Genomic DNA, 19,937 nt, shown 5'->3' on the forward strand with positions numbered 1-19,937 from the left:
TAAACAAAAACACATTATGTTATATCCGATGACATTCAAGCCTATCCTCAAGAAGATCCTTTGGGGAGGCTCAGACATCTGCCCGTTCAAGGGCATCACACCGGTTGAAGAAGGAATTGGTGAGAGTTGGGAACTTTCGCACGTGGACGGCAATTTTTCCGTGGTGGAAAACGGTGAGCTGGCCGGCAAAAACCTTGACGAACTGATCCGTACCTATGGAAAAGAGTTGGTCGGAGAGAAGGTGATCGAGCAGTTCGGTGAGACATTTCCTCTGTTGATCAAGTTCATCGACGCCCGTGATGACCTGTCTATCCAGGTACACCCCGATGACGAACTGGCCCGCAAACGTCACAACTCCTTCGGCAAGACCGAAATGTGGTATGTGATAAATGCAGCCAAGGGTGCCGCCCTCTATTCCGGTTTCTCGCAGCAGATCGATGCCGACGAGTATGTGAAACGGGTGGAAAACAACACCATCATGGACGTTTTGCAGCGTTATGAAGTGACGCCGGGTGACGTTTTCTTCCTGCCTGCCGGACGCGTTCATGCAATCGGTGCCGGCTGCTTCATCGCCGAGATACAGCAGACCAGCAACATCACTTACCGTATCTACGACTACGACCGCAAGGATGCCAACGGCAACGGACGCGAATTGCACACCGAGCTTGCTAAGGATGCGATAGACTATACCTTGCTGCCCGACTACCGTACGCACTACAAGGGCCATACCAACGCGACGGTCGAACTGGCCGACTGCAAGTACTTCACGACCAACCTGCTGGATCTCGACACGATGATGGTGCGCGACTTCTCCGAGCTCGACTCTTTTGTTGTCTACATCTGCATGAGTGGCAAGGCTTCCATCCGTGACAACAAAGGCAACGAAATATTTGTCCATCAGGGACAGACCGTGCTCATGCCCGCCGATACCCAGGTCGTTACGATCTCCCCAGCACCAGGCGCGAAGTTCATGGAAACTTATATCGGGGACTGATCCCGTCTCCTTACCGGTTGCCGCCTAATCTACGAAAAGGCGGCATACCGATCTTCCGGACCGACCGGAGGGGATAGAAAAGGGGCTGAAGCTTATCGTCCGGAACAACCGGATCGGATAGCTTTAACCCCTTTTCTTTATTATATATGCCGGAGGCCTGTTTTGCAGATACGTCAACTGTTTCTGCCCGGATAAGGGAACCGCGTCAGCCCTTTGTACATGAACTGGTAGGTAGGAACCCGCAGGCCTGCCTTCTCGGCTTCGCGTACGACGTAGCCCGTCAGTGTCTCGATCTCCGTAGGCCCTCCGCGGCGGAAGTCGCTGTGCATGGAGGTGGTCGAACCGTTCGGCATCATCTTCTGCGACTGGATCGACGTGAATACGATGTCGTCCGGTAACTCTATCCCTTTGGCCTCGGCTACGCTTTTCAATTCATATCCCAGCGTGATAAAGAAATCGTTGTGCTTCTCGATCACGTCGTTTATCGGCTCGTTGAAATAAGAGGTGATGGTGGCGGCGGTGGAGATCATAAAGAATTTCTTCCAGATCTCGGCGTCTATGTCGGCCGGGTTGGTCACCAGGATACGGGCGTTGTGCAGTAAGGAGCGAAACTCCTCCTGTTTGTCGCGGTCGCCCCCGTTATCGCCGAAGAAAAGCCGGTCCTTTAACGTGAATTTCTCCACCCGTCCGGGTTCAACCAGCCGGGCGCCGATATAAACGCAGCCTTTCCAGACGCGGTTGTCGGGCAGTAATTGTTGTATCCGTTCCGTGATGTCGGCTCCGTTGAGCAGGGGCACTACCACGGTATCGGGCCCGATCACGGGACTCAGGTGGCGGATGTTGTCCTCCAGGTCGTAGCTTTTGGTGCAGCACAGCAGGTAATCTACCGGACCGATCTCGGCCGGATTGTCGGTTGCCAGTGTCGGACGGGCGGTTATCCGGCGGTACGACTTCTTGATCTGTAACCCGTTTTCGCGGATGGCCTTCAGGTTTTCGCCACGGGCAATAAAGAAAACGTCCACCTCATCGGAGTTTTCATAATAAGCAGCCAGCGAACCTCCGTAATATCCGCCGACAGCTCCTATACCGGAGATAGCTATTTTAGTTTTACTCATATCGTTATCCAGGGGTTTTCACGTTTATAATCATTATATGGGAGCACAAAGATGAAAAATAAATTCGAAACCTTTTATACGAGTTTGAGTTCTTTTAGAAAGTCGGGGAAACTTTGTTCAAAATTAACACCGAAGCGGTAGTCCGTCTTGGCTTCATAGGTTCGCCGGATACTTTCCGCCGTGAAATTCACGGCGATGGCAGCCGATTCGGTGAGGCTGAAACCGTTTTCCAGACCTGAAAGTAGGGCACTGGCGAAGACGTCGCCCGTACCGTGGTAGTAGCCGGGTATCTTGCGGGTGAAAACGTACTCGATCGTGTCCGTTTCGCGGTCGTAGGTGGCGGCGCCGAGTTCATCCTCCTTGAAGAAGACGCCGGTCAGTACCACCCGTTTGGGCCCGAGGTCGGCCAGCTTACGCAGCGTGCTCTCGATGTAGGCGCGGGTATAAGGGCCGCCGTTGAACGGCTCGTCGAGCAGCAAGGCCGCCTCCGTCAGGTTGGGTACGATGATATCGGCTTTCTCGCAAACCGACCTCATTCCGGCGGCGAACTCGCGGGTGAAGATGGTATACAGTTCACCGTTGTCGCCCATCACGGGGTCGACCAGGATGAGGTTGTCGTCTGTCCTGAACATATCGAAGAACTCCTTTACGATATCTTGTTGCTCGAACGATCCGAGGAAGCCGGTATAGATGGCGTCGAATTTGATGTCGAGTGATTTCCAGTGTTGCATGATCGGCCGCATGTCGTCGGTAAGATCCCGGTAGGTGTATCCGCTGATCCCCCCGGTATGAGTGGAGAGGACGGCGGTTGGGAGTGCCGATGTTTCAATGCCGGCGGCCGATAAAATAGGTAAGGCTACTGTCAGTGAGCATTTTCCGAAACCGGAAATGTCGTGTATAGCTGCAACTCTTTTCTGGTGTGTCTTATTCTTCATACTATTTATTTTTATATCAATAGAACAACGGGTATGCGGGAAATGTTGGAAGCCGCTTGGGGTTGTTTTTCCCGGCAACCAAAAATAGGCAGTTTTCAGCAATATAGAAACGAGATTGTTATGAAATGAGTAAATTTTAGGCTCGGGGAGTCTTTTTGTCTTTTTGGGAGGATTTTGCAGCGGGGTAGGCCTTCTTTTATAAATATCGTAACTGAAATAGTTGAAGATGGTAGTAAAATAGTGGTTTCAGGGAGATATCTTTACATCAAAGTTTTTGAGATTGTTATCAGCCATGCTGAGTAATGTTTAAAAAAAGATTATAGTTGAAATGATTTTTACTAAAATCGAATTCTTTCCACCGCTATCGGGCTGGGGCGAAAGAATACAAAGATCAGTGTTGGTTTCCGGTAAACGGAAACGTGGTGGTTCACCAGAGTGGACTTGTGAAGACTCTGCCAAAGGTAAAAAAGAGGACCAGGAGGCGAGTTACAAGCCGGATTATACGGGTGGTTTTATAACGGACTGGGAAGTTCCCGTTGAAATGTATACCCCGAAAAAGGGTAACAAACCGGGAACAGATTTTATTGTAGATTGGAAAAATTAAAAGTGAGAATAGTTTTTTGAATGTAATTGGTGAAATCATACTTTTTACTCTATAACGTTAATCCTCATATCTAATAACGTTGTATCCCAAGCCCTTTAGAGGGCAAACAACCGCTCTGTTCGTGAGAATAGGGCGGCTTTTGTTTGCGTGCACCATAAGTAAAAAGTTTTGCCATCGTATTGGCAGAACTTTGCCACCCTATTGGCAGACCTCTGCCATGCTGATGGCAGGGTTCTGCCACTTGCATGGCAAAACATTGCACAGAGCGTGGCAAAACATTGCGTTTAAAACGCAAATAAGCTTCTATGATTTACTCTACAATCCAGTTGACAATCTTTTCGGATAGCGGATCTGTTGTCGAGCCGTAGGAGGCGACCCAGTTACCGTTTTCATCGATCAGGAATTTGTGGAAATTCCAGCCTACTTTGGCGTTGGCGACACCATTTTCGCTTTTCTGCGTGAGCCATTGGTAAAGGGGGGCGATGTCCTTTCCTTTAACGGATATTTTCGCCATCATGGGGAATGTGACCCCGTAATTCAATGTGCAAAACTTTTTGATTTCTTCGTTGCTGCCGGGTTCCTGTCCGAGGAAGTTGTTGGCGGGAAAGCCGATTATTACGAAGTTATCTTTCTCATATTTGGTGTATAATTCTTCAAGTTTGGCATATTGTGGGGTGAAGCCACATTTGGAAGCCACATTGACAACTAATACTTTCTTCCCTTTTAAAGAGGAAAGTGGGAAATCCTTTCCGTCGATTGTTTTCACAGTGAAGTCATAAAAACTTTTTTGCTGTGCGTTGATTGTTGTTGTCATTATTATTGCAATTAGAGTTATAATGAATGTTTTCATAAAAATGTCCTTTAGTTATATTAATATAACAACAAATCAATCTAAAAGTTGGATTACATGGGTACAACTTGAATTAAGCGGAAGAGAAGGTAATGCTGGGTAGCAAACAAAAACAGCATTCACCGTTTTACCGATAAATGCTGTTATCCTTTTCTCTTTTGTGACCCGGGAGGGGCTCGAACCCTCGACCCAATGATTAAGAGTCATTTGCTCTACCAACTGAGCTACCGAGTCAACATGTGTTGGTTTCTTTATAGAGTGACCTGGGAGGGGCTCGAACCCTCGACCCAATGATTAAGAGTCATTTGCTCTACCAGCTGAGCTACCAAGTCATTCATGCGTCAGGTTGTTTCCTGATTGCGGGTGCAAAGATAGAGGTTTAATTTTTCTTTGCAAAATTTTCGTCCGGTTTTTTCGAAGGAAATTTACTCGAATTCAAAAATATCGGACGGAGTAGTGCGCTTAAGCGCTATGAGAGAGACGTCTTTGCCTACGCGCACTCCCTCCTGAAAAAGACGTATATCGATCGTTTTGAAGGCTAGCTCCGGGTGGTTGTTGTCGCGACTGAGGTGACACAACCAGATATCCTTCAGTTTCGGATCGTAGTTGGCGGCCAGGAACTCGGCGGCTTCGCGGTTGCTGAGGTGGCCGGTCGGGCTGGCGACACGTTCCTTCAGGAAGGCGGGATAGGTTCCGAAACGGAGCATCTCCTCATCGTAGTTCGCTTCGATAATCAGATGGTTGGCCATGCGCATGTAGCGGGTCACCGTGTCGGTGATATGGCCTACGTCGGTGGCGAAGGTAAACTTATGCTCACCATATTCTATATAATAGCCCACGTTGTCGGTACTGTCGTGGGGAACTTCAAAGGCGATGATATTGAAATCGCGGATGCTGAAAGGCACTTCCTTCTCGATGACCCGGCGGGAGGTAGACAGCGTCTCCTCCACATAACGGCTCTTTTCGATCCCACGGTGAACAGCGGCGGTGGTGTAGACCGGCAGGTTCATTTTTTCTCCCAGGCAGCCTACCGTCTTGATATGGTCTGCATGGTCGTGAGTGATAAGGACGGCCACGATTTTGGAAAAGTCGATCGCTTTATCTTTCAACACCTTCTTTATGGTTCGGATCCCGATACCTGCATCAATCAGTATCCCGAATTCGGGAGTACCCAGATAATAGCAGTTGCCACTGCTTCCACTTGCTAAGCTAAGAAATGATAGTTTCATGTTTTTCTATTCCGCCTCGCGGCACATTCTGTTTTACATAGTATTATCACGAACGGAACGCATCCGGGATCGTCACTTCCCCGATCAGCGAACAGTTCATGTGATCCTTCACTTCCTCCGGAGTCAGTCCGTGGCCGAAAAGGAACATTAACTTGGTGACGGCACTCTCCGTCGTGCTGTCGAACCCGCTTATCACGCCGGCCTCCAGCAGTTTATGCCCAGTCTCGTAACGGTGCATCTCGACGCTGCCGGCGCAGCACTGGGTGACATTGACAATCACAATTCCGCGGTCGACGGCCTCTTTGAGCATGGTCAGGAACCACTCGTAGCTCGGTGCGTTGCCGCTCCCGAAGGTTTCCATCACGACCCCTTTCAGATCGGGTATATTGAGTATGCTTTCCACTACCTGGGGAGAGATCCCGGGGAAGAGTTTAAGTATCGCAATGTTTCTGTCCAAGAGGTAATGAGGTTTCAGCGGTTTGCGTGATACCGAGTGATAAATCTGTCCGGTATCATACTTTATATAGATCCCCGCGTGCGCGAGAGCCGGGTAATTGTACGAACGAAACGCGTTGAAATTGTCAGCATTGATTTTGCTTGTCCGGTTGCCTCTCAACAGGTCGTTTTCGAAGAAGATGCATACTTCGGGCACGATGGGTACACCGTTCTCCTTGGCTGCGGCAATTTCGATGGCGGTGATGAGGTTTTCCTTTCCGTCGGTCCGCAGCATCCCGATGGGCAGCTGTGAGCCGGTGAAGATGACCGGTTTGCTCAGGTTCTCCAACATAAAGCTCAGGGCTGAGGCGGTGAACGACATGGTGTCGGTGCCGTGCAGGATGACAAAGCCGTCGTACTGAGTATAGTTGTCGGCGATAATCCGTACAATCTTCATCCACGATTCCGGGCCCATTTCCGACGAGTCCATCACCGGGTCGAACTGGATGGTCGACACCGAGTAGCCCAGTTTCTTCAGTTCCGGCATATTGTCTCTGAGGTGCTGGAAATTAAAAGATTCAAGTACTCCGGTTTCAGGGTTTTCAATCATTCCGATTGTACCGCCTGTATAGATTAGCAGGATCGATGCCTTGTCACGTTGATCGTTCATGTTTACTGTCATACTGCAAAGGTAATAAATTATTCTTCTCCCTTCAATACCGGGACGCTTATGTGATATTTAACCGCTATTATGCGCATCAGGAATACTCCGAGTGCCGACGAGAACTGCGTGACGGCAGGACTGAGCCCGATCTGCATGCAGAGGTAGTAGACAAGCCCGCCGAAGACGCAGGCCAGCGCATAGATATCTTTCCGGAAAATCAACGGTTCCTCGTTGATTAATATGTCCCGTATCATCCCTCCGAACGAACCGGTGATAGTCCCCATCACGATAGCCACCCACATGGGGAAGCCGAACTCGAGTGTTTTGGCGATACCCACCACCACGAACAGCCCCAGACCGATCGCGTCGAAGATGAAGAAGGTATTATTGAGCCGGATAACGTATTTCCGGAAAATGATAACAAATAATAAAGCCAGCGCCGATACTGTTAAATAAGAAGTCTGTTCCATCCAGAACGGTGTCGCGTTGAGTAGTATATCGCGCACCGTACCCCCGCCAACGGCCGTGACCAACCCGACCACGTAGGCCCCGAACCAATCAAATTGTTTGGCGGAGGCGAGGCGGATACCGCTAATTGCAAACGCAAAAGTTCCGGTATAGTCGCAAAAGGTGATAAAATCTATCATTTTGTTTTTTCTGCAAAAATAAGTATTTCCTTTGGATTGTGGGTGTTTTCTAGTGACACAACCAAAGAATAATTTAAACCAAACGAATGCTGTACTGTTAATTATGTATAAGTTTGCATCGCACGGATGATGCAGGCTCAGGCTAAAAGATTGTAGGATAATGAAGAAGATTATATGGATGGGATTGTTTCTCCTGCTTCCGCTCCAGTGGATGTGGGGCCAGCATTTCCCTAAAATGGATACAAGAAATTACGTGAGTGACTCAACGTATTTTATGCCGAAGAAGCCCTGGTTGGTAGCCGCGGAAGTCTTCGGCCTGAACATGGGGATCTGGGCGTTCGACCGTTTCGCGCTGAACGCCGACTTTGCACGTATCAACGGACATACGATAAAGAGCAATTTCAAGACCGGGCCGGTCTGGGACACCGATATGTTTTCGACCAACCTCGTGGCGCATCCCTATCATGGATCGTTGTATTTCAATGCCGCCCGTAGCAACGGGCTCAACTTCTGGCAGTCGATCCCCTATGCGGCCGGCGGAAGCCTGATGTGGGAATTCTTCATGGAGAACGAACCCCCTTCGATCAACGACCTGCTGGCCACCACCTTTGGCGGCGTGGAACTGGGCGAGATCACCTACCGCTTGTCCGACCTTTTCATCGACGACCGTTCGAGCGGCGCGGAACGTGTGGGGCGCGAGATCCTCTCCGGCCTGATCTCACCGATCAGGGGAATCAACCGCGTGATAACAGGGGAGGCGTGGAAGCACAGGCCACACAAGGGGAGAACCTACGCCTATGTCCCGGTGAACTTCATAGTAACCGCCGGACCGCGTTTCCTCGCCGAGCAGGAACATTCCCGTCACGGAACGACGAGCATGCATGTCGGCCTCCGTCTGGATTACGGCGACCCGTTCGAAGACAAGTTCTATTTGCCCTACGAGTGGTTCCAGTTGCGTGCCGGTTTCGACTTCTTTTCGAGCCAGCCCGTCATCACCCAGGTGAACGCCATCGGTGCCCTCTGGGGAAAGCGCGTCTGGGAGAAAGGCCCTCGTACGCTCACCGCCGGTATCTTCCAGCACTTTGATTATTACGATTCGCAACTGCGTTCGAGCGAAGGTGGCAAGGTCGCGCCTTACCGCATCTCCGAAGCCGCTGCCGTGGGAGGGGGGATCATCTATTATAAACGTGCCGAACCGGCCGACAAGGTGGATGCCTTCGGTGCGTTCTACCTCAACGGTGTCGCGCTCGGGGGCGGCTCGTCCGACTATTTCCGCCTCGACAACCGCGATTACAACATGGGAAGCGGTTACAGTGCAAAGGCCTTTTCGGGCTTGACTTACAACGGTCGCTGGGGTTTCCTGCTGAACCTTGAGAACTACCATATCTTCACCTGGAAGGGATATGACCCGGACGTGGATCTTTCGACCGTCGACCCGCATACCTTCAACGTGCAGGGCGACAAGGGACATTCGCGCCTGACGGTCATGGAGGTGCGGCTCGTCTACCTTTCCGACAAGAAGTGGAACATCAGCCTGTCCAACCGTTATTTCTCCCGCCGCACCCATTACAGCTATCACGAGGACGTGAACCGTTCCACTTACGACCTGCGTCTCAGCATCGGGGTGAAGATCTAGTTCTTTTTCGAACGTTCCAACTCGTTGAGGTTTTCCATCTTCTTCCGTTGCAGGAATTCGTAGATACCTTCCAGATGTTCCGTCACCCGTTGGTTGCCGAACTCGTAGACTTTGGTCACCAAGCCGTCGAGGAAGTCACGGTCGTGCGACACCACGATCAGCGTACCGTCGAAGTCGAGCAACGCCTGCTTCAGGATGTCTTTCGTTTTCATGTCCAGGTGATTCGTCGGCTCGTCGAGGATCAACAGGTTGACCGGTTCGAGCAATAGCTTGATCATTGCCAGACGTGTGCGCTCGCCTCCCGACAGAACCTTCACCTTCTTGGCCGAATTTTCGCCGCCGAACATGAATGCGCCCAGCAAATCCTTTATCTTGTTGCGCACGTCGCCCACCGCCACGTCGTCGATCGTCTGAAACACCGTCAGGTTCTCGTCCAGCAACGAAGCCTGGTTCTGGGCAAAATAGCCGATCATCACGTTATGCCCCATCGTCAGCGTGCCGTCGTGTTCGATCTCCTTCATGATACATTTCACCAGGGTCGATTTACCCTCGCCATTCTTACCGACAAAGGCAATCTTGTCGCCCCGCTCAATTGTCAGGTTGGCGTTGCGGAACACCGTGTGGTCACCATACGACTTCGCTACGTTTTCGATCGTCACCGGATACGAACCGGAGCGGGGCGAAGGCGGGAATTTCAACCGCAAAGCCGAGGTATCCTCCTCGTCGACCTCCAGTATCTCCAGCTTCTCGAGCATCTTGACGCGGCTCTGCACCTGCAAAGTCTTCGAATAAGTCCCCTTGAAACGTTCGATAAACTCCCTCGTCTCGGCAATCATCTTCTGCTGCTCGTCGAAAGCCTTCTGCTGCTGTACGCGGCGTTCGAGGCGGAGTTGCAGGTAACTGCTGTAATTCACCTTGTAGTCGTAGATGCGACCCATCGTCACCTCGATCGTGCGGGTGGTGATGTGGTCGACAAACGCACGGTCGTGGCTGATGACAACCACCGCCTGTCCGTTCTCGATCAGGAAATCCTCCAGCCACTGAATCGACTCGATGTCCAGGTGATTGGTCGGCTCGTCGAGCAACAACACGTCGGGCTTCTTCAGCAACAATTTGGCCAGTTCGATACGCATCCGCCAGCCACCGCTGAACTCGCTGGTCTGCCGTGTGAAATCCTCCCGCTTGAAACCCAGTCCCAGCAGCGTCTTTTCGATGTCGGCGTCGTAGTTGATCTCCTCGATCGAGTAGAACTTCTCGCTCAGGGTCGACACCCGTTCGATCAGCTCCATGTAGCCGTCCGACTCGTAGTCTGTGCGCGTCTCCAGCTCCTTGTTGATCGCTTCTATCTCGGCCTCCATCTCATGTAGGTGGGCGAATGCCTGCGCCGTCTCCTCAAATACCGTGCGACCGTCCTCGGTCATCAAATGCTGTGGAAGATAGGCGATTACCGTATCCTTGGGGGCCGAAACCTTTCCCCGGCTCGGTTCGCGTACCCCGGCCAGGATCTTGAGCAGGGTCGATTTACCCGCCCCGTTCTTCCCCATCAGGGCGATCCGGTCTTTTTCGTTAATCACGAAAGATATATCTGAAAAGAGGGCACTGCCGCCAAACTCTACTGTAAGTCCATCGATTGAAATCATACGTACATTATATATATATTGTAAAAAGCAGGCGCAAAGGTAGGAAAAATGTTCATATAAGCAATCGTACCCCCTCTATGCCGATGGAAATGTTGGTTTTACGACGAAATTTCCCTGATTAATATTTGTTTTATGTCCATAAAGCACTATCTTTGCACCCGCTAATACAAACAGCGTAAATAATAATTCAAACATGGCAACAAAAATTAGATTGCAGAGACACGGTCGCAAAAGCTACGCTTTTTATCAGATCGTAGTTGCAGACAGCAGGGCTCCACGTGATGGAAAGTTTATTGAAAGGATAGGTTCTTATAATCCGAACACTAATCCTGCTACAGTAGATTTGAACTTCGAAAGAGCTTTGTATTGGTTACAGGTAGGTGCACAGCCTACAGACACAACTCGTAACATTCTTTCACGTGAAGGTGTTTGCATGAAGAAACACTTATTGGAAGGTGTAAAGAAGGGTGCATTCGACGAAGCGGCAGCTGAAGTAAAATTCCAGGCTTGGTTGAAAAACAAACAGGCTTCTGTTGAAGCAGTAAAGACAAAAGACAGCGAAGCAGCTAAGGCAGCAGAAAAAGCTCGTCTTGAAGCAGAAAAAGAAGCAAACAAGGCAAAAGCTGAAGAAGTAGCTAAAAAGAAAGCAGAATTAGCAGCCGCCGCTGCCGCAAAAGCAGCTGAAGAAGCAGCAGCAAATGCTCCTGCAGAAGAAGCTCCCGCAGCAGAAAGCGCAGAATAATTCCTGCCTGCCAAATAAAAAAGAGGACATCCTTATCATAAGGATGTCCTCTTTTTTATGCCCGAAACCATGTGGGTATAGTTGAAGCCACGTGGTGTATCTCCTACCCACGCGGCTGAAAATTACTTTTTGCCCAGCAGGAATCCGTTGATCTGTTCAACGAACTGTTCCTTTGAAAGTGCGCCCTGTGCGATCTGCGGTTTTCCCTTTGCCGGGATGAACAGCAGGGTAGGGATGCTCTGTATGCCGAAAGCGGCGGCCAGTTCCTTTTCGTTGTCGACATTGATCTTATAGATGACGATGTCGTTCTTATACTCTCCGGCCAGTTCTTTCAGGATAGGAGAAACTTTCTTGCAAGGTCCGCACCAGTCGGCGTAGAAGTCCACGATACAAGGCTTCGTGCCTTCGTATACCCATTCCGATTGGTTTTTCTCGTAATTATATACCTTGGTCAGGAAGTCAGCTTTGTTCAATACGACTACTTCGCCTTGTGCCGCCACGTTTCCTGTTTCACTTTTATCCGACTTGGCCGACATGGAACAACTGACGAGCAGCAGTACCACCGAAATCAAGAATAAATCCTTTAATTTTCTCATATAAACCTTATTACTACATTGATAATTATTAAATACAAAAATAGCAATAAAACGGATACAATTCCCATCCCTTGCGGTTAAAAGAAAAATATTAGCGTAAAAAGAAAAAAATATCTCCAAAGATTAGGAGATATAAAAATAATCACTACCTTTGCACCGCAATCGAGAGAAAACGATAGCAAAATGTACTGGAGAGATGGCAGAGTGGTCGATTGCGGCGGTCTTGAAAACCGTTGAACTGAGAGGTTCCTGGGGTTCGAATCCCTATCTCTCCGCAGAGTATAAGAAGTCCTTGTAAACTTAGGTTTATGAGGATTTTTCTTTTGATGCAGATTACAAATGTCTTTTATCTGGAAAATTCATGTTTCTATCCGGGCAATGTATCTCTTTTGTTGAAACAACGGACAGTTTCTCTATAACTTAAAATGTATGAAAACACCTGTTATCCTGTTGTTTCCTCCCTGTAAAGTTCGTAGATTTGCTGTCATACAAACAAATACGATACCCAAATGGAAGAAACTATCCGGATACAATACTATCAGTCCCCTTGCGGAAAATTGATTATCGGTTCATACGGTGATAAACTATGCCTGTGCGACTGGCAGGATGAGGAGCGTAGAAAGCTGATCGACGCCCGGCTTCAGAAAGATTTGCATGCCGGATATGAGGAAGGCGGATCCGCGACGATTGAAGAAGCGATCACCCAGCTCGACGAATATTTCGACCATAAACGTACCTTTTTCGATATCCCCCTGCTTTTTGCCGGAACCGATTTTCAGAAGAAGGTATGGAATGAACTATTGGAAATCCCTTATGGAGCGACCGAGTCGTACGCCGGACTTTCCCAACGCCTGGGCAATCCCAAGGCAGTGCGTGCGGTGGCGGCGGCTAACGGTGCGAATGCCATTTCGATTTTTGTGCCCTGTCATCGTATTATCGGCAGCAACCGCCAGCTGACAGGTTATGCCGGAGGTCTTCCGGCGAAGAAGCTGCTGCTCGAACTGGAGTCGCCTGCCGGCCTGTTCGGGTAACCGTTCGCTGGTAGACGGGCGATTAAATCCCGACAATCTTCTCGAACCGCTTCTCCATACATACGCTGACGTCGGTCGTAACGAACTTTCCGTAGTAGAAAAGGGTGAACAGGGTTGCCGGCGTAGGTGCGTCCTGTGCCTGTTCCATCGTCTCCAGTTTGATGATTTTCAGCGGTATGCCTTTCCTTTCGGCCATCTCTGCCAGCGTACCGCGTACATGAAATTCTGTGAACGGGCAACGGTTGGTGTAATAGACGACCGCGCCATTCTTTTCCTCGCATTCCCCGCTTCGCACGCTTGCCCTGAACGACGGGTCAGGGGCTTCGGGGTCGATTTTCAAAGCCAGCAGGCTGAAACCGTCAGGCAGCTTCTCCACCGTTTGGAAACCCTGGCGCAAAAGCCATTTGGTGTCGCTCATAAAATGGAACTTGGAGGTACCCGCTACGGTGACCAGCCCCGCCTTTCCCTGTGCCCTGGCATCGTCGATAGCGGATTGCAACAGGGCCTTTCCGTGCCCGCATCCTTTGTACTGCCCTGAAACCCAGAAGCAGTTTATCATCAGATAACCGGGGGCATCGACGGGAACCCATGCCTTTTCGGCGGGAACATATTCGATAAATACCTTGGCGCGTTCGTCGAGACGGCGGAATACGTATCCGTTATCGAACTCTTTCCTGAGCCATTCCTTTTTCAGCTCGTAACTTTCCTTGCATTTCTTGTCGGAGAAGGCGCAGCAGATATGTTCGGTTGCGATGTTTTCCTTCGTCAGGGTGATGTATTTCGTTTCCATGATGATTTTATTTTATGGGTATGTAAATCTTGGTTAGAGCCGCTTCGCTGTCCGTCCCGGTGTAATGGATGTATTCCTCGAAAGGCATCCCGTGGCGGATGGTGTGGTTGAAGTTGACGCTGATGTTGTTGTAAAACTCCTGCAGGCTGGAATAACTGCCTTTCAACGTATAAACGGCATATTTCCCTTTCCGCAGCCGGAGTGTGCCGAAGACGCCTGCCGCTTCGACCGGCTTATCCACCGTTGCACAGGCGTAGAAGCGGCATTGTCCGGCTGTGGTGACGTTCGGATCGTCGAAGCTCAGGCCGATGAAGCGGGTGGCGGCGGATAGTACCTGCTTTTCTTCCAGGAACTTTATCAGCTTGTTCCAGGCCGTTTCGTAAGGCTTTTCCTTCCCGTACTGTCCCACGATGCGGATATAAATCAGATTCAGGTCTTCCTCCTCACAGATTTCCGAAGGGACGGTTTCGTATTTGCCACCGCTGCTTTTCACATATTCCTGCAAGCGGGCGTTCAACCCGTTGATATAGGCTTTCGGCGAGATTCCGAACAGCTTCTTGAAGGCTTTCGAGAACGATTGCGGATTGTCGTAGCCTACCCGCGCGGCTAGCTCGGCCAGCGTCATCTCCTCCGTCTGCATATACATGATGGCCCGTTCCATCCGCTGCCTGGCCATGTAGGCATGGAGGGATTCGTTGAGGGCGGAGCGCATGATGCGGAGCAACTGCCGCCGGGATACACAGATCCTTCCGGCTATAACGTCCAGTTGTAACGGCTGGTGCAGGTTAGCGCTGATGTAATCGATTACCTGGTTCACCTTTTTCTGATAGATATTTTCGGTACTGCTTCGCATGCTTCTGATTCTTTAGGGACAAAAGTAGGCAATCTATATTGACCGGAAGTTGTCCAATCCGGCCAAATTCGTTTTCGTTTCGATTGCCTCCTGTGCGTCCGTCTCTTCTATCTGTTACGGAGATGGTTGAAGACGTCTTTTATTTTTGCCGTCCTTATTTTTTCCCTGTGCTTGTGTACATATATAAGAAAGAAAACGGTAAAAGTATTTAAGTATATATCTTTCAGGTCAAAAATAAACAAGGGTTTGAGATAGATGAAATCCAATACCCCCTTTTCCCAGACGATATTGCCGAGCAAAGCACAGATAATCCCCGCTGTTTGGAAGATGATGGCAATGTCGAGGAGCTTTGTCTTTTTTGACAGGCTTCTGAAGAAGACATATAATGCCAGTATGATACATTCGGCAACGGCGAAGATGACCATGTGTATCCAAAAGTCTATATTGATATTCAGTTTCTGGTTCAGAAGATAGTTGACGTAGCTGTGTTTGTCGTTGAATACCGGCCTGAACTCGAAGAGCGAAGGGATAATATCGAAATGGGTGTCCATATAAAAATGATAGATCACGATCTTTGTTGCCTGATCGATGAAGATCAGCAGGAGTGTCCACCATATAATCTCTCTGGTTTTCATAATTTATTCTGCTTTTGGAGGATGGGTAATCTGTTCTTTTGCCCGGTTTGTTATTTCGCGGATGAAACCGGTTTTCGCATCGGTGTAGCCGTCGCGGTCATGTTCGTGCTCTTTTTGTAGTTTGACTTTCAATTCTCCGTAGGCTTGCGCCGTGTCGGGATGGGAGAGAAGGTAGTCGCGGAAATAGAGTTCGTCCCAGTCGCCGGAGTATCTTACGTGGAGGTGGAAGGCCTGACCTTTAAAGCCTTCGGGGGTATAGCCTTTCATAAACATCATATGGGGAGGCGGATTTCCGGGTTGGGGGGAATAGATGTAGCCCTCCGCTTCGATGGTCGGGATGAGGCGGACGAGGTCGGTTTCCTGTTGTATTTCCAGCAATATGTCGATCGTCGGTTTGGCTGTCAGTCTCGGTACGGATGTGCTTCCGATATGGCTGATGCGGACGATGTTTTCCGCACCTACGGCTTTCACGAGGCGGTCTTTTTCTGTTTCGTAACGCTTGGGCCAATCCCGGTCGTGCGCCGAGAGGATGATCGGGAACAGTTGCCAGAGTTCTTCGTTGCTCATTTCGTTCAAATTCTTATTTTTCATGCTGCTTTACATTCGATCACGATGTTGATCCGGTTGATTGTTGCTTGCTTTGTTTCCATGTTTCCAAAGATAAGATAAGTTTTTGAGATATGGAATTTCCGGGAAAGAGATGCTATTCGATGGCATAACAGATGCTTCCCGGCAGCATAACAGATGCGCAAATAAGGGAGAGAAGGGAAGAATGGATGGAAATAGTCTTTTGTTTCTTACCGAAAAGGATTAATTTTGTGAGGAAACAAATAAGCAGAAATATTCATGTTCAATAAATTAGTGGCGATAGAGCCTGTAAGCCTGATTCCATCAGCAGAAAAGAAATTGCAAGATTTTGCGAAAGAAGTAGTTATGTACGATGACATACCTACGGGGGATGAAGAGGTGGCTACCCGTATCGGGGATGCGGACGCTGTCCTTTTGAGTTACACCTCCCGAATCGAACGGGCGGCACTGGAGAAATGCCCGAATGTCCGCTATATCGGGATGTGCTGTTCCCTTTACTCGCCGGAGAGTGCCAATGTCGATATCCGCTATGCCAATGAGCGGGGGATTGTTGTGACTGGTATCCGCGATTATGGCGACGAAGGGGTGGTGGAGTATGTTATCAGTGAGCTGGTTCGTTGCTTGCACGGCTTCGGACAGGAGGTATGGGATGAGATGCCTCGTGAGATCACCGGGTTGAAAGTGGGGATCGTCGGGCTGGGTAAGTCCGGTGGGATGATAGCCGATGCCCTGAAGTTCTTTGGTGCCGATGTCGCCTATTTTGCCCGGAGCGAGAAGGAAGAGGCACGTAGGAAAGGTTACCGTTTCCTGCCACTGGGTGAGCTGCTGGCACAAAGTGAAGTGGTTTGCTGCTGCCTGAATAAGAACACGGTCTTGCTGCATGAAGCGGAATTTGAGCAGCTCGGTAATAAAAAGATATTGTTTAATACGGGGTTGTCTCCCGCCTGGGACGAGATTCCGTTTGTGAAGTGGCTGGAAGGCGACAACCTTTGTTTCTGCGATACCGCAGGTGCTTTGGGCAGTGCACAGTTGTTGAGCAATCCGCACGTACGTTGCATGCAGGTGTCGACCGGCCGTACACGCCAGGCGTTCGACCGCCTGAGCGAAAAAGTACTGGCCAACCTCTCAGAATACGATGGGTGAGGTGATATTGAGCAGGGTGTTCACTACCGACCATCCTGCTATCTCTGCCGTTGCGCTGTAGACGTCGATGACGGCATGCACCTGATCGTTCCTGATCTCTACCCGCTGGGTATCGCCCGTAAATCCGGGGGTGGACTGCATTGTCACCTCCATGTTCGCTGGTCCTACCGAAGCCCGTGAGGCCGCTACCGTAACATTTACTTTCGTCGGGAAGAGCCGGATGGCTTCCATCGCATTTCCGGAGAAGACGACGCGCTGTTCCGTTTGCAGCGATTCATCGTAGACGGCGGTTCCTTTCAGGGCGTTAGGGCCTTTCTCGTTGAAGAAACGGGCGGTGGCGTTTCCCATCAGGGCGGCAGTCCGCAATACATCGAAGCCGCCGATAGCCCCGGAGGCCAGGTAGACACGGGTGCCGTTTGCTTTGGCTGTCTCCGCTACCTCGCGATAAAAGAGGTCGTCGGCCAGCGCTCCGATCGAAAGGGTGACAATGGAAGTGCCGTTTTTCAGTGCAGGCAACGCCAGCTCTTTCATGGCGGCAGGCGAGGCGGCTTCCACCAGATAGTCCGGTTTCAGGGCAAGCAATTCTTCGATGGTCGCACATACCCGGCAAGGTTTCCCGTGTTGTTGCATCCGGGCAGCCAGGTTTTCTGCTTTGGAGATTGTACGGGAGTAGACCCCCACTAACTCATATTTGGGCAAAATGCCTTTGATCACAGCGTCGGCTACGATACCTCCGAGCCGTCCGCATCCGACAATTACTAACTTTTCCATGCAGGCAAAGGTACTCGATTTTAATCTGATTTCCCAAACGGGACTGGCGAATATGCGGCGTGTTGTTAATATCTGGGAAGATCCTTGATCCCGTCGTAATAGTTTTCGATGCCGATTTCGCGTATCTTTTCGTTGATCGAGATGAAACGCTTGTACAGATGCTCGTCGAATCCGGTCTGTGAACAGGGGAACGAGTCACATTGATAGCAGAAGTCGACTCCCTTCTGGCGGAAACAATCCCTGACATTACAGCTTTTGAACAAGGCACATTGTTGCTCGCGGCAGCCGTTGCATTTGGTTTCCGAGAAGTAATGCAGCATACTTTTGAACGCCTGGTAGTTTTCGAAGACAGGTTCGTCGAGCATGGTGACGAAACGTTGGGCATAGACATCGAAGTTACCCAGGCTTTTAGCGAGTTCACCGCTGTGTTTCTGTATCTTGCCTCCGTTGAAGGCAAAGCAGCCCCCGCAGTGAAGTCCGCAGGGGGCGATATGTTTCTTTATGATTTCGTTGGGTTGCATATGCTTCTATTTTAATCCTTTTTTGAAAAGTATCATCGATAAGGCATCCTCCACCTGCTCTTTTTCGGTGATGGCAACGGTCATAGGGATGAGTTTTCCGCTGGGTTTGGCCCGGTAGAATTCTTCTTTGATGCTTTCCGTAATTTCCATCCCGGCGATACGGTCCAGGTGTTTTTCCGTGAAGTAGGAAGTGACCTTGAAAAAGCTCTGGTAGACAACCAGCCAGGCTAGGTTTTTTTTCTTCGACAGGACTTTGCATAACCAGGCCTTCCCGTCGTTGTAATAGTTCCACTCGAGTGTCAGGTCGGCGGCTGCGGCCGATGCGCTGAATTCTTCGAATGCGGGAAAACTTGCATCGAGAACGTCGGCGATGACTTCATTAGTGGGGAAAACGTTTTTGTCTTTTAAAATCAGAGGTTCCATAATGTTGTGTATTTCGGTGTATAAAATAAAGAGAATTGTATAAGGATATGTCGCCCGTTAAAGGGGCAATATTTTTTCTCCGTTCTTGAGATATTCGGTTAGCGGGGCCCCCATGTATCTGACGGTAACACCCAGTTTCTCGATGATTGGCTTCACTTCGAACCTTTCGCAGCAGTCCTGGCAGGCTTCGACGGTGACGCCTGCTTGAAGCATTTCCAGGATTTCCGTCTGCACCTGCGTGTCCCGGGCGGCGAGTTTAACGGAGGCTCCCCAAAGGATCACGTTCACTTCTTTCCACCAGTCTCTCTTTTTGGAGTTGAGGGTGTACATCGATAACATATTGAATATGGTGTCTTTATTGTCGGTTGTCCAGAGAATGTTTAATTTGTCGTTCATAATAAGATGATTTATGTATATGGTTATGTTGATTCGCAAATGTATGAAAAAGAAATAGAGATTGTCCGAAAATATTCATGGGCAAAAGTAAAGAAAAAATTCTATGAAGACAGGCGGTGCGTTCGAGAATATATTTTCGTAATTAGTACGAAATAATCTCTTCCCTGCTGACATACTGTTGTCACCCCCTCCCCATACCTTTGCTTCACAGTTCGAATATTAACATTAAAAACTACGAAGATGGAAATGAAATTGTTTTATTTAGGGGAAGTTGCGGGGATGACGAAAGAGCAGGTGGAAGAAGCGGAAAAGTTCATCCGGGGATTTGAATATGGCATCGTTGCCACCAACAATCCGGAGACTGGGCCACGCCTATCGGGACTTAACAACCTGGCAGGCCAGACCTTGCAGCAACTCCATTTTGCGACAGAAGCCAGCTGTCAGAAATTGGCGAACCTCCGCCTGGACCCACGCTGTGAAGTGATGTACGCCACGATGGAGAGCGGACAGGTCCAGATCGCAGGCAAAGCCGAGATCATCACCGACGAAGCATTGAAACGCGAACTCTGGCAAGACTGGATGAACGAATACTCACCCGAAGGACCGACGGGAGAGGGCATCTGCATCATCCGCCTTATCCCGGCTTCTATCCGGGCGATGATCTGCTGATCCCGCTGCCGGTAACGTAAAAGTTGTATC

The 19,937-nt window shown here is 49.8% G+C and carries 23 protein-coding genes and 3 tRNA genes; 8 read left to right on the top strand and 18 right to left on the bottom strand.

Annotated features, from left to right (window positions below):
- Positions 1 to 16: 16 nt before the first annotated feature.
- A complete protein-coding gene (locus M1P97_RS01930) occupies positions 17 to 994 on the top strand; it encodes a type I phosphomannose isomerase catalytic subunit (RefSeq protein WP_195372830.1) in 978 nt (325 codons plus the stop codon).
- 173 nt (positions 995 to 1,167) lie between these two features.
- Here M1P97_RS01930 and M1P97_RS01935 read toward each other — a convergent pair whose 3' ends face one another.
- A complete protein-coding gene (locus tag M1P97_RS01935) occupies positions 1,168 to 2,109 on the bottom strand; it encodes a ketopantoate reductase family protein (RefSeq protein WP_195372829.1) in 942 nt (313 codons plus the stop codon).
- 74 nt (positions 2,110 to 2,183) lie between these two features.
- Positions 2,184 to 3,044 carry a pyridoxamine kinase gene (locus M1P97_RS01940; RefSeq protein ID WP_249388240.1) on the bottom strand — a complete coding sequence of 287 codons (861 nt, stop codon included), beginning with the start codon at positions 3,042 to 3,044 and terminating at the stop codon, positions 2,184 to 2,186.
- A gap of 328 nt (positions 3,045 to 3,372) precedes the next feature.
- On the opposite strand from M1P97_RS01940, the gene M1P97_RS01945 reads away from it, so the two are divergent.
- A complete protein-coding gene (locus tag M1P97_RS01945) occupies positions 3,373 to 3,648 on the top strand; it encodes a hypothetical protein (protein ID WP_195372827.1) in 276 nt (91 codons plus the stop codon).
- A 310-nt stretch (positions 3,649 to 3,958) separates the two neighbouring features.
- Here M1P97_RS01945 and M1P97_RS01950 read toward each other — a convergent pair whose 3' ends face one another.
- From M1P97_RS01950 to M1P97_RS01975, 6 genes are all read right to left on the bottom strand, one after another.
- On the bottom strand, positions 3,959 to 4,498 hold the full coding sequence (locus tag M1P97_RS01950) for a glutathione peroxidase (protein WP_195372826.1): 540 nt from the start codon (positions 4,496 to 4,498) through the stop codon (positions 3,959 to 3,961).
- A 161-nt stretch (positions 4,499 to 4,659) separates the two neighbouring features.
- Positions 4,660 to 4,732: transfer RNA gene (locus M1P97_RS01955), tRNA-Lys, on the bottom strand.
- A 25-nt stretch (positions 4,733 to 4,757) separates the two neighbouring features.
- Positions 4,758 to 4,830, bottom strand: a tRNA-Lys gene (locus M1P97_RS01960).
- 93 nt (positions 4,831 to 4,923) lie between these two features.
- The gene (locus tag M1P97_RS01965) at positions 4,924 to 5,727 is read right to left on the bottom strand and encodes an MBL fold metallo-hydrolase (protein ID WP_075558145.1); all 804 of its coding nucleotides are present in this window, start codon (positions 5,725 to 5,727) and stop codon (positions 4,924 to 4,926) included.
- A gap of 46 nt (positions 5,728 to 5,773) precedes the next feature.
- Positions 5,774 to 6,832 (bottom strand): asparaginase, encoded by a 1,059-nt coding sequence (locus M1P97_RS01970; RefSeq protein WP_394803870.1) that lies wholly within the window; start codon positions 6,830 to 6,832, stop codon positions 5,774 to 5,776.
- Positions 6,833 to 6,861: 29 nt separating this feature from the next.
- Positions 6,862 to 7,473 (bottom strand): trimeric intracellular cation channel family protein, encoded by a 612-nt coding sequence (locus tag M1P97_RS01975; RefSeq protein WP_129732809.1) that lies wholly within the window; start codon positions 7,471 to 7,473, stop codon positions 6,862 to 6,864.
- Between the two features lie 160 nt (positions 7,474 to 7,633).
- On the opposite strand from M1P97_RS01975, the gene M1P97_RS01980 reads away from it, so the two are divergent.
- Positions 7,634 to 9,109 (top strand): DUF3943 domain-containing protein, encoded by a 1,476-nt coding sequence (locus M1P97_RS01980; protein ID WP_249388241.1) that lies wholly within the window; start codon positions 7,634 to 7,636, stop codon positions 9,107 to 9,109.
- On the opposite strand, the gene M1P97_RS01985 is transcribed toward M1P97_RS01980, so the two are convergent.
- Positions 9,106 to 10,749, bottom strand: a complete 1,644-nt coding sequence (locus M1P97_RS01985) for an ABC-F family ATP-binding cassette domain-containing protein (RefSeq protein WP_249388242.1) — start codon at positions 10,747 to 10,749, stop codon at positions 9,106 to 9,108. The two genes, M1P97_RS01980 and M1P97_RS01985, sit on opposite strands and share 4 nt — an antisense overlap.
- 193 nt (positions 10,750 to 10,942) lie before the next feature.
- On the opposite strand from M1P97_RS01985, the gene M1P97_RS01990 reads away from it, so the two are divergent.
- On the top strand, positions 10,943 to 11,491 hold the full coding sequence (locus M1P97_RS01990) for a 30S ribosomal protein S16 (protein ID WP_075558141.1): 549 nt from the start codon (positions 10,943 to 10,945) through the stop codon (positions 11,489 to 11,491).
- Between the two features lie 122 nt (positions 11,492 to 11,613).
- Here M1P97_RS01990 and trxA read toward each other — a convergent pair whose 3' ends face one another.
- Positions 11,614 to 12,087 carry a thioredoxin gene (trxA, locus tag M1P97_RS01995; protein ID WP_195372821.1) on the bottom strand — a complete coding sequence of 158 codons (474 nt, stop codon included), beginning with the start codon at positions 12,085 to 12,087 and terminating at the stop codon, positions 11,614 to 11,616.
- Positions 12,088 to 12,277: 190 nt separating this feature from the next.
- Between trxA and M1P97_RS02000 the strand changes: the two genes are divergently transcribed.
- Positions 12,278 to 12,362: transfer RNA gene (locus M1P97_RS02000), tRNA-Ser, on the top strand.
- Positions 12,363 to 12,596: 234 nt separating this feature from the next.
- Entirely contained in the window at positions 12,597 to 13,118 is a 522-nt protein-coding gene (locus M1P97_RS02005) for a methylated-DNA--[protein]-cysteine S-methyltransferase (protein ID WP_249388243.1), read from the top strand.
- A gap of 22 nt (positions 13,119 to 13,140) precedes the next feature.
- On the opposite strand, the gene M1P97_RS02010 is transcribed toward M1P97_RS02005, so the two are convergent.
- From M1P97_RS02010 to M1P97_RS02025, 4 genes are all read right to left on the bottom strand, one after another.
- Entirely contained in the window at positions 13,141 to 13,908 is a 768-nt protein-coding gene (locus M1P97_RS02010; RefSeq protein WP_249388244.1) for an N-acetyltransferase, read from the bottom strand.
- 7 nt (positions 13,909 to 13,915) lie between these two features.
- Positions 13,916 to 14,761, bottom strand: coding sequence for an AraC family transcriptional regulator (locus M1P97_RS02015; protein ID WP_249388245.1), 846 nt, complete (start codon positions 14,759 to 14,761; stop codon positions 13,916 to 13,918).
- A 107-nt stretch (positions 14,762 to 14,868) separates the two neighbouring features.
- On the bottom strand, positions 14,869 to 15,396 hold the full coding sequence (locus M1P97_RS02020) for a signal peptidase II (protein ID WP_249388246.1): 528 nt from the start codon (positions 15,394 to 15,396) through the stop codon (positions 14,869 to 14,871).
- Between the two features lie 3 nt (positions 15,397 to 15,399).
- Positions 15,400 to 15,987 (bottom strand): GrpB family protein, encoded by a 588-nt coding sequence (locus tag M1P97_RS02025; RefSeq protein ID WP_249388247.1) that lies wholly within the window; start codon positions 15,985 to 15,987, stop codon positions 15,400 to 15,402.
- A 255-nt stretch (positions 15,988 to 16,242) separates the two neighbouring features.
- On the opposite strand from M1P97_RS02025, the gene M1P97_RS02030 reads away from it, so the two are divergent.
- Entirely contained in the window at positions 16,243 to 17,127 is an 885-nt protein-coding gene (locus M1P97_RS02030; RefSeq protein WP_249388248.1) for an NAD(P)-dependent oxidoreductase, read from the top strand.
- Here the strand turns inward: M1P97_RS02030 and M1P97_RS02035 are convergent.
- The 4 genes from M1P97_RS02035 to M1P97_RS02050 form a co-directional block, all read right to left on the bottom strand.
- Positions 17,110 to 17,898 carry an aspartate dehydrogenase domain-containing protein gene (locus M1P97_RS02035; RefSeq protein WP_249388249.1) on the bottom strand — a complete coding sequence of 263 codons (789 nt, stop codon included), beginning with the start codon at positions 17,896 to 17,898 and terminating at the stop codon, positions 17,110 to 17,112. The genes M1P97_RS02030 and M1P97_RS02035 overlap by 18 nt on opposite strands.
- 65 nt (positions 17,899 to 17,963) lie before the next feature.
- Positions 17,964 to 18,419 carry a DUF3795 domain-containing protein gene (locus M1P97_RS02040; RefSeq protein WP_122354033.1) on the bottom strand — a complete coding sequence of 152 codons (456 nt, stop codon included), beginning with the start codon at positions 18,417 to 18,419 and terminating at the stop codon, positions 17,964 to 17,966.
- A 6-nt stretch (positions 18,420 to 18,425) separates the two neighbouring features.
- On the bottom strand, positions 18,426 to 18,842 hold the full coding sequence (locus M1P97_RS02045) for a DUF3788 family protein (RefSeq protein ID WP_249388250.1): 417 nt from the start codon (positions 18,840 to 18,842) through the stop codon (positions 18,426 to 18,428).
- A gap of 57 nt (positions 18,843 to 18,899) precedes the next feature.
- Complete coding sequence (locus M1P97_RS02050; RefSeq protein WP_195372813.1) at positions 18,900 to 19,238, bottom strand: DsrE family protein; 339 nt, start codon at positions 19,236 to 19,238, stop codon at positions 18,900 to 18,902.
- Between the two features lie 240 nt (positions 19,239 to 19,478).
- Between M1P97_RS02050 and M1P97_RS02055 the strand changes: the two genes are divergently transcribed.
- Entirely contained in the window at positions 19,479 to 19,907 is a 429-nt protein-coding gene (locus M1P97_RS02055; RefSeq protein ID WP_122361663.1) for a pyridoxamine 5'-phosphate oxidase family protein, read from the top strand.
- Positions 19,908 to 19,937 lie beyond the last annotated feature (30 nt).

Source organism: Parabacteroides leei, from assembly GCF_023369805.1.
Lineage (GTDB): Bacteria > Bacteroidota > Bacteroidia > Bacteroidales > Tannerellaceae > Parabacteroides > Parabacteroides leei.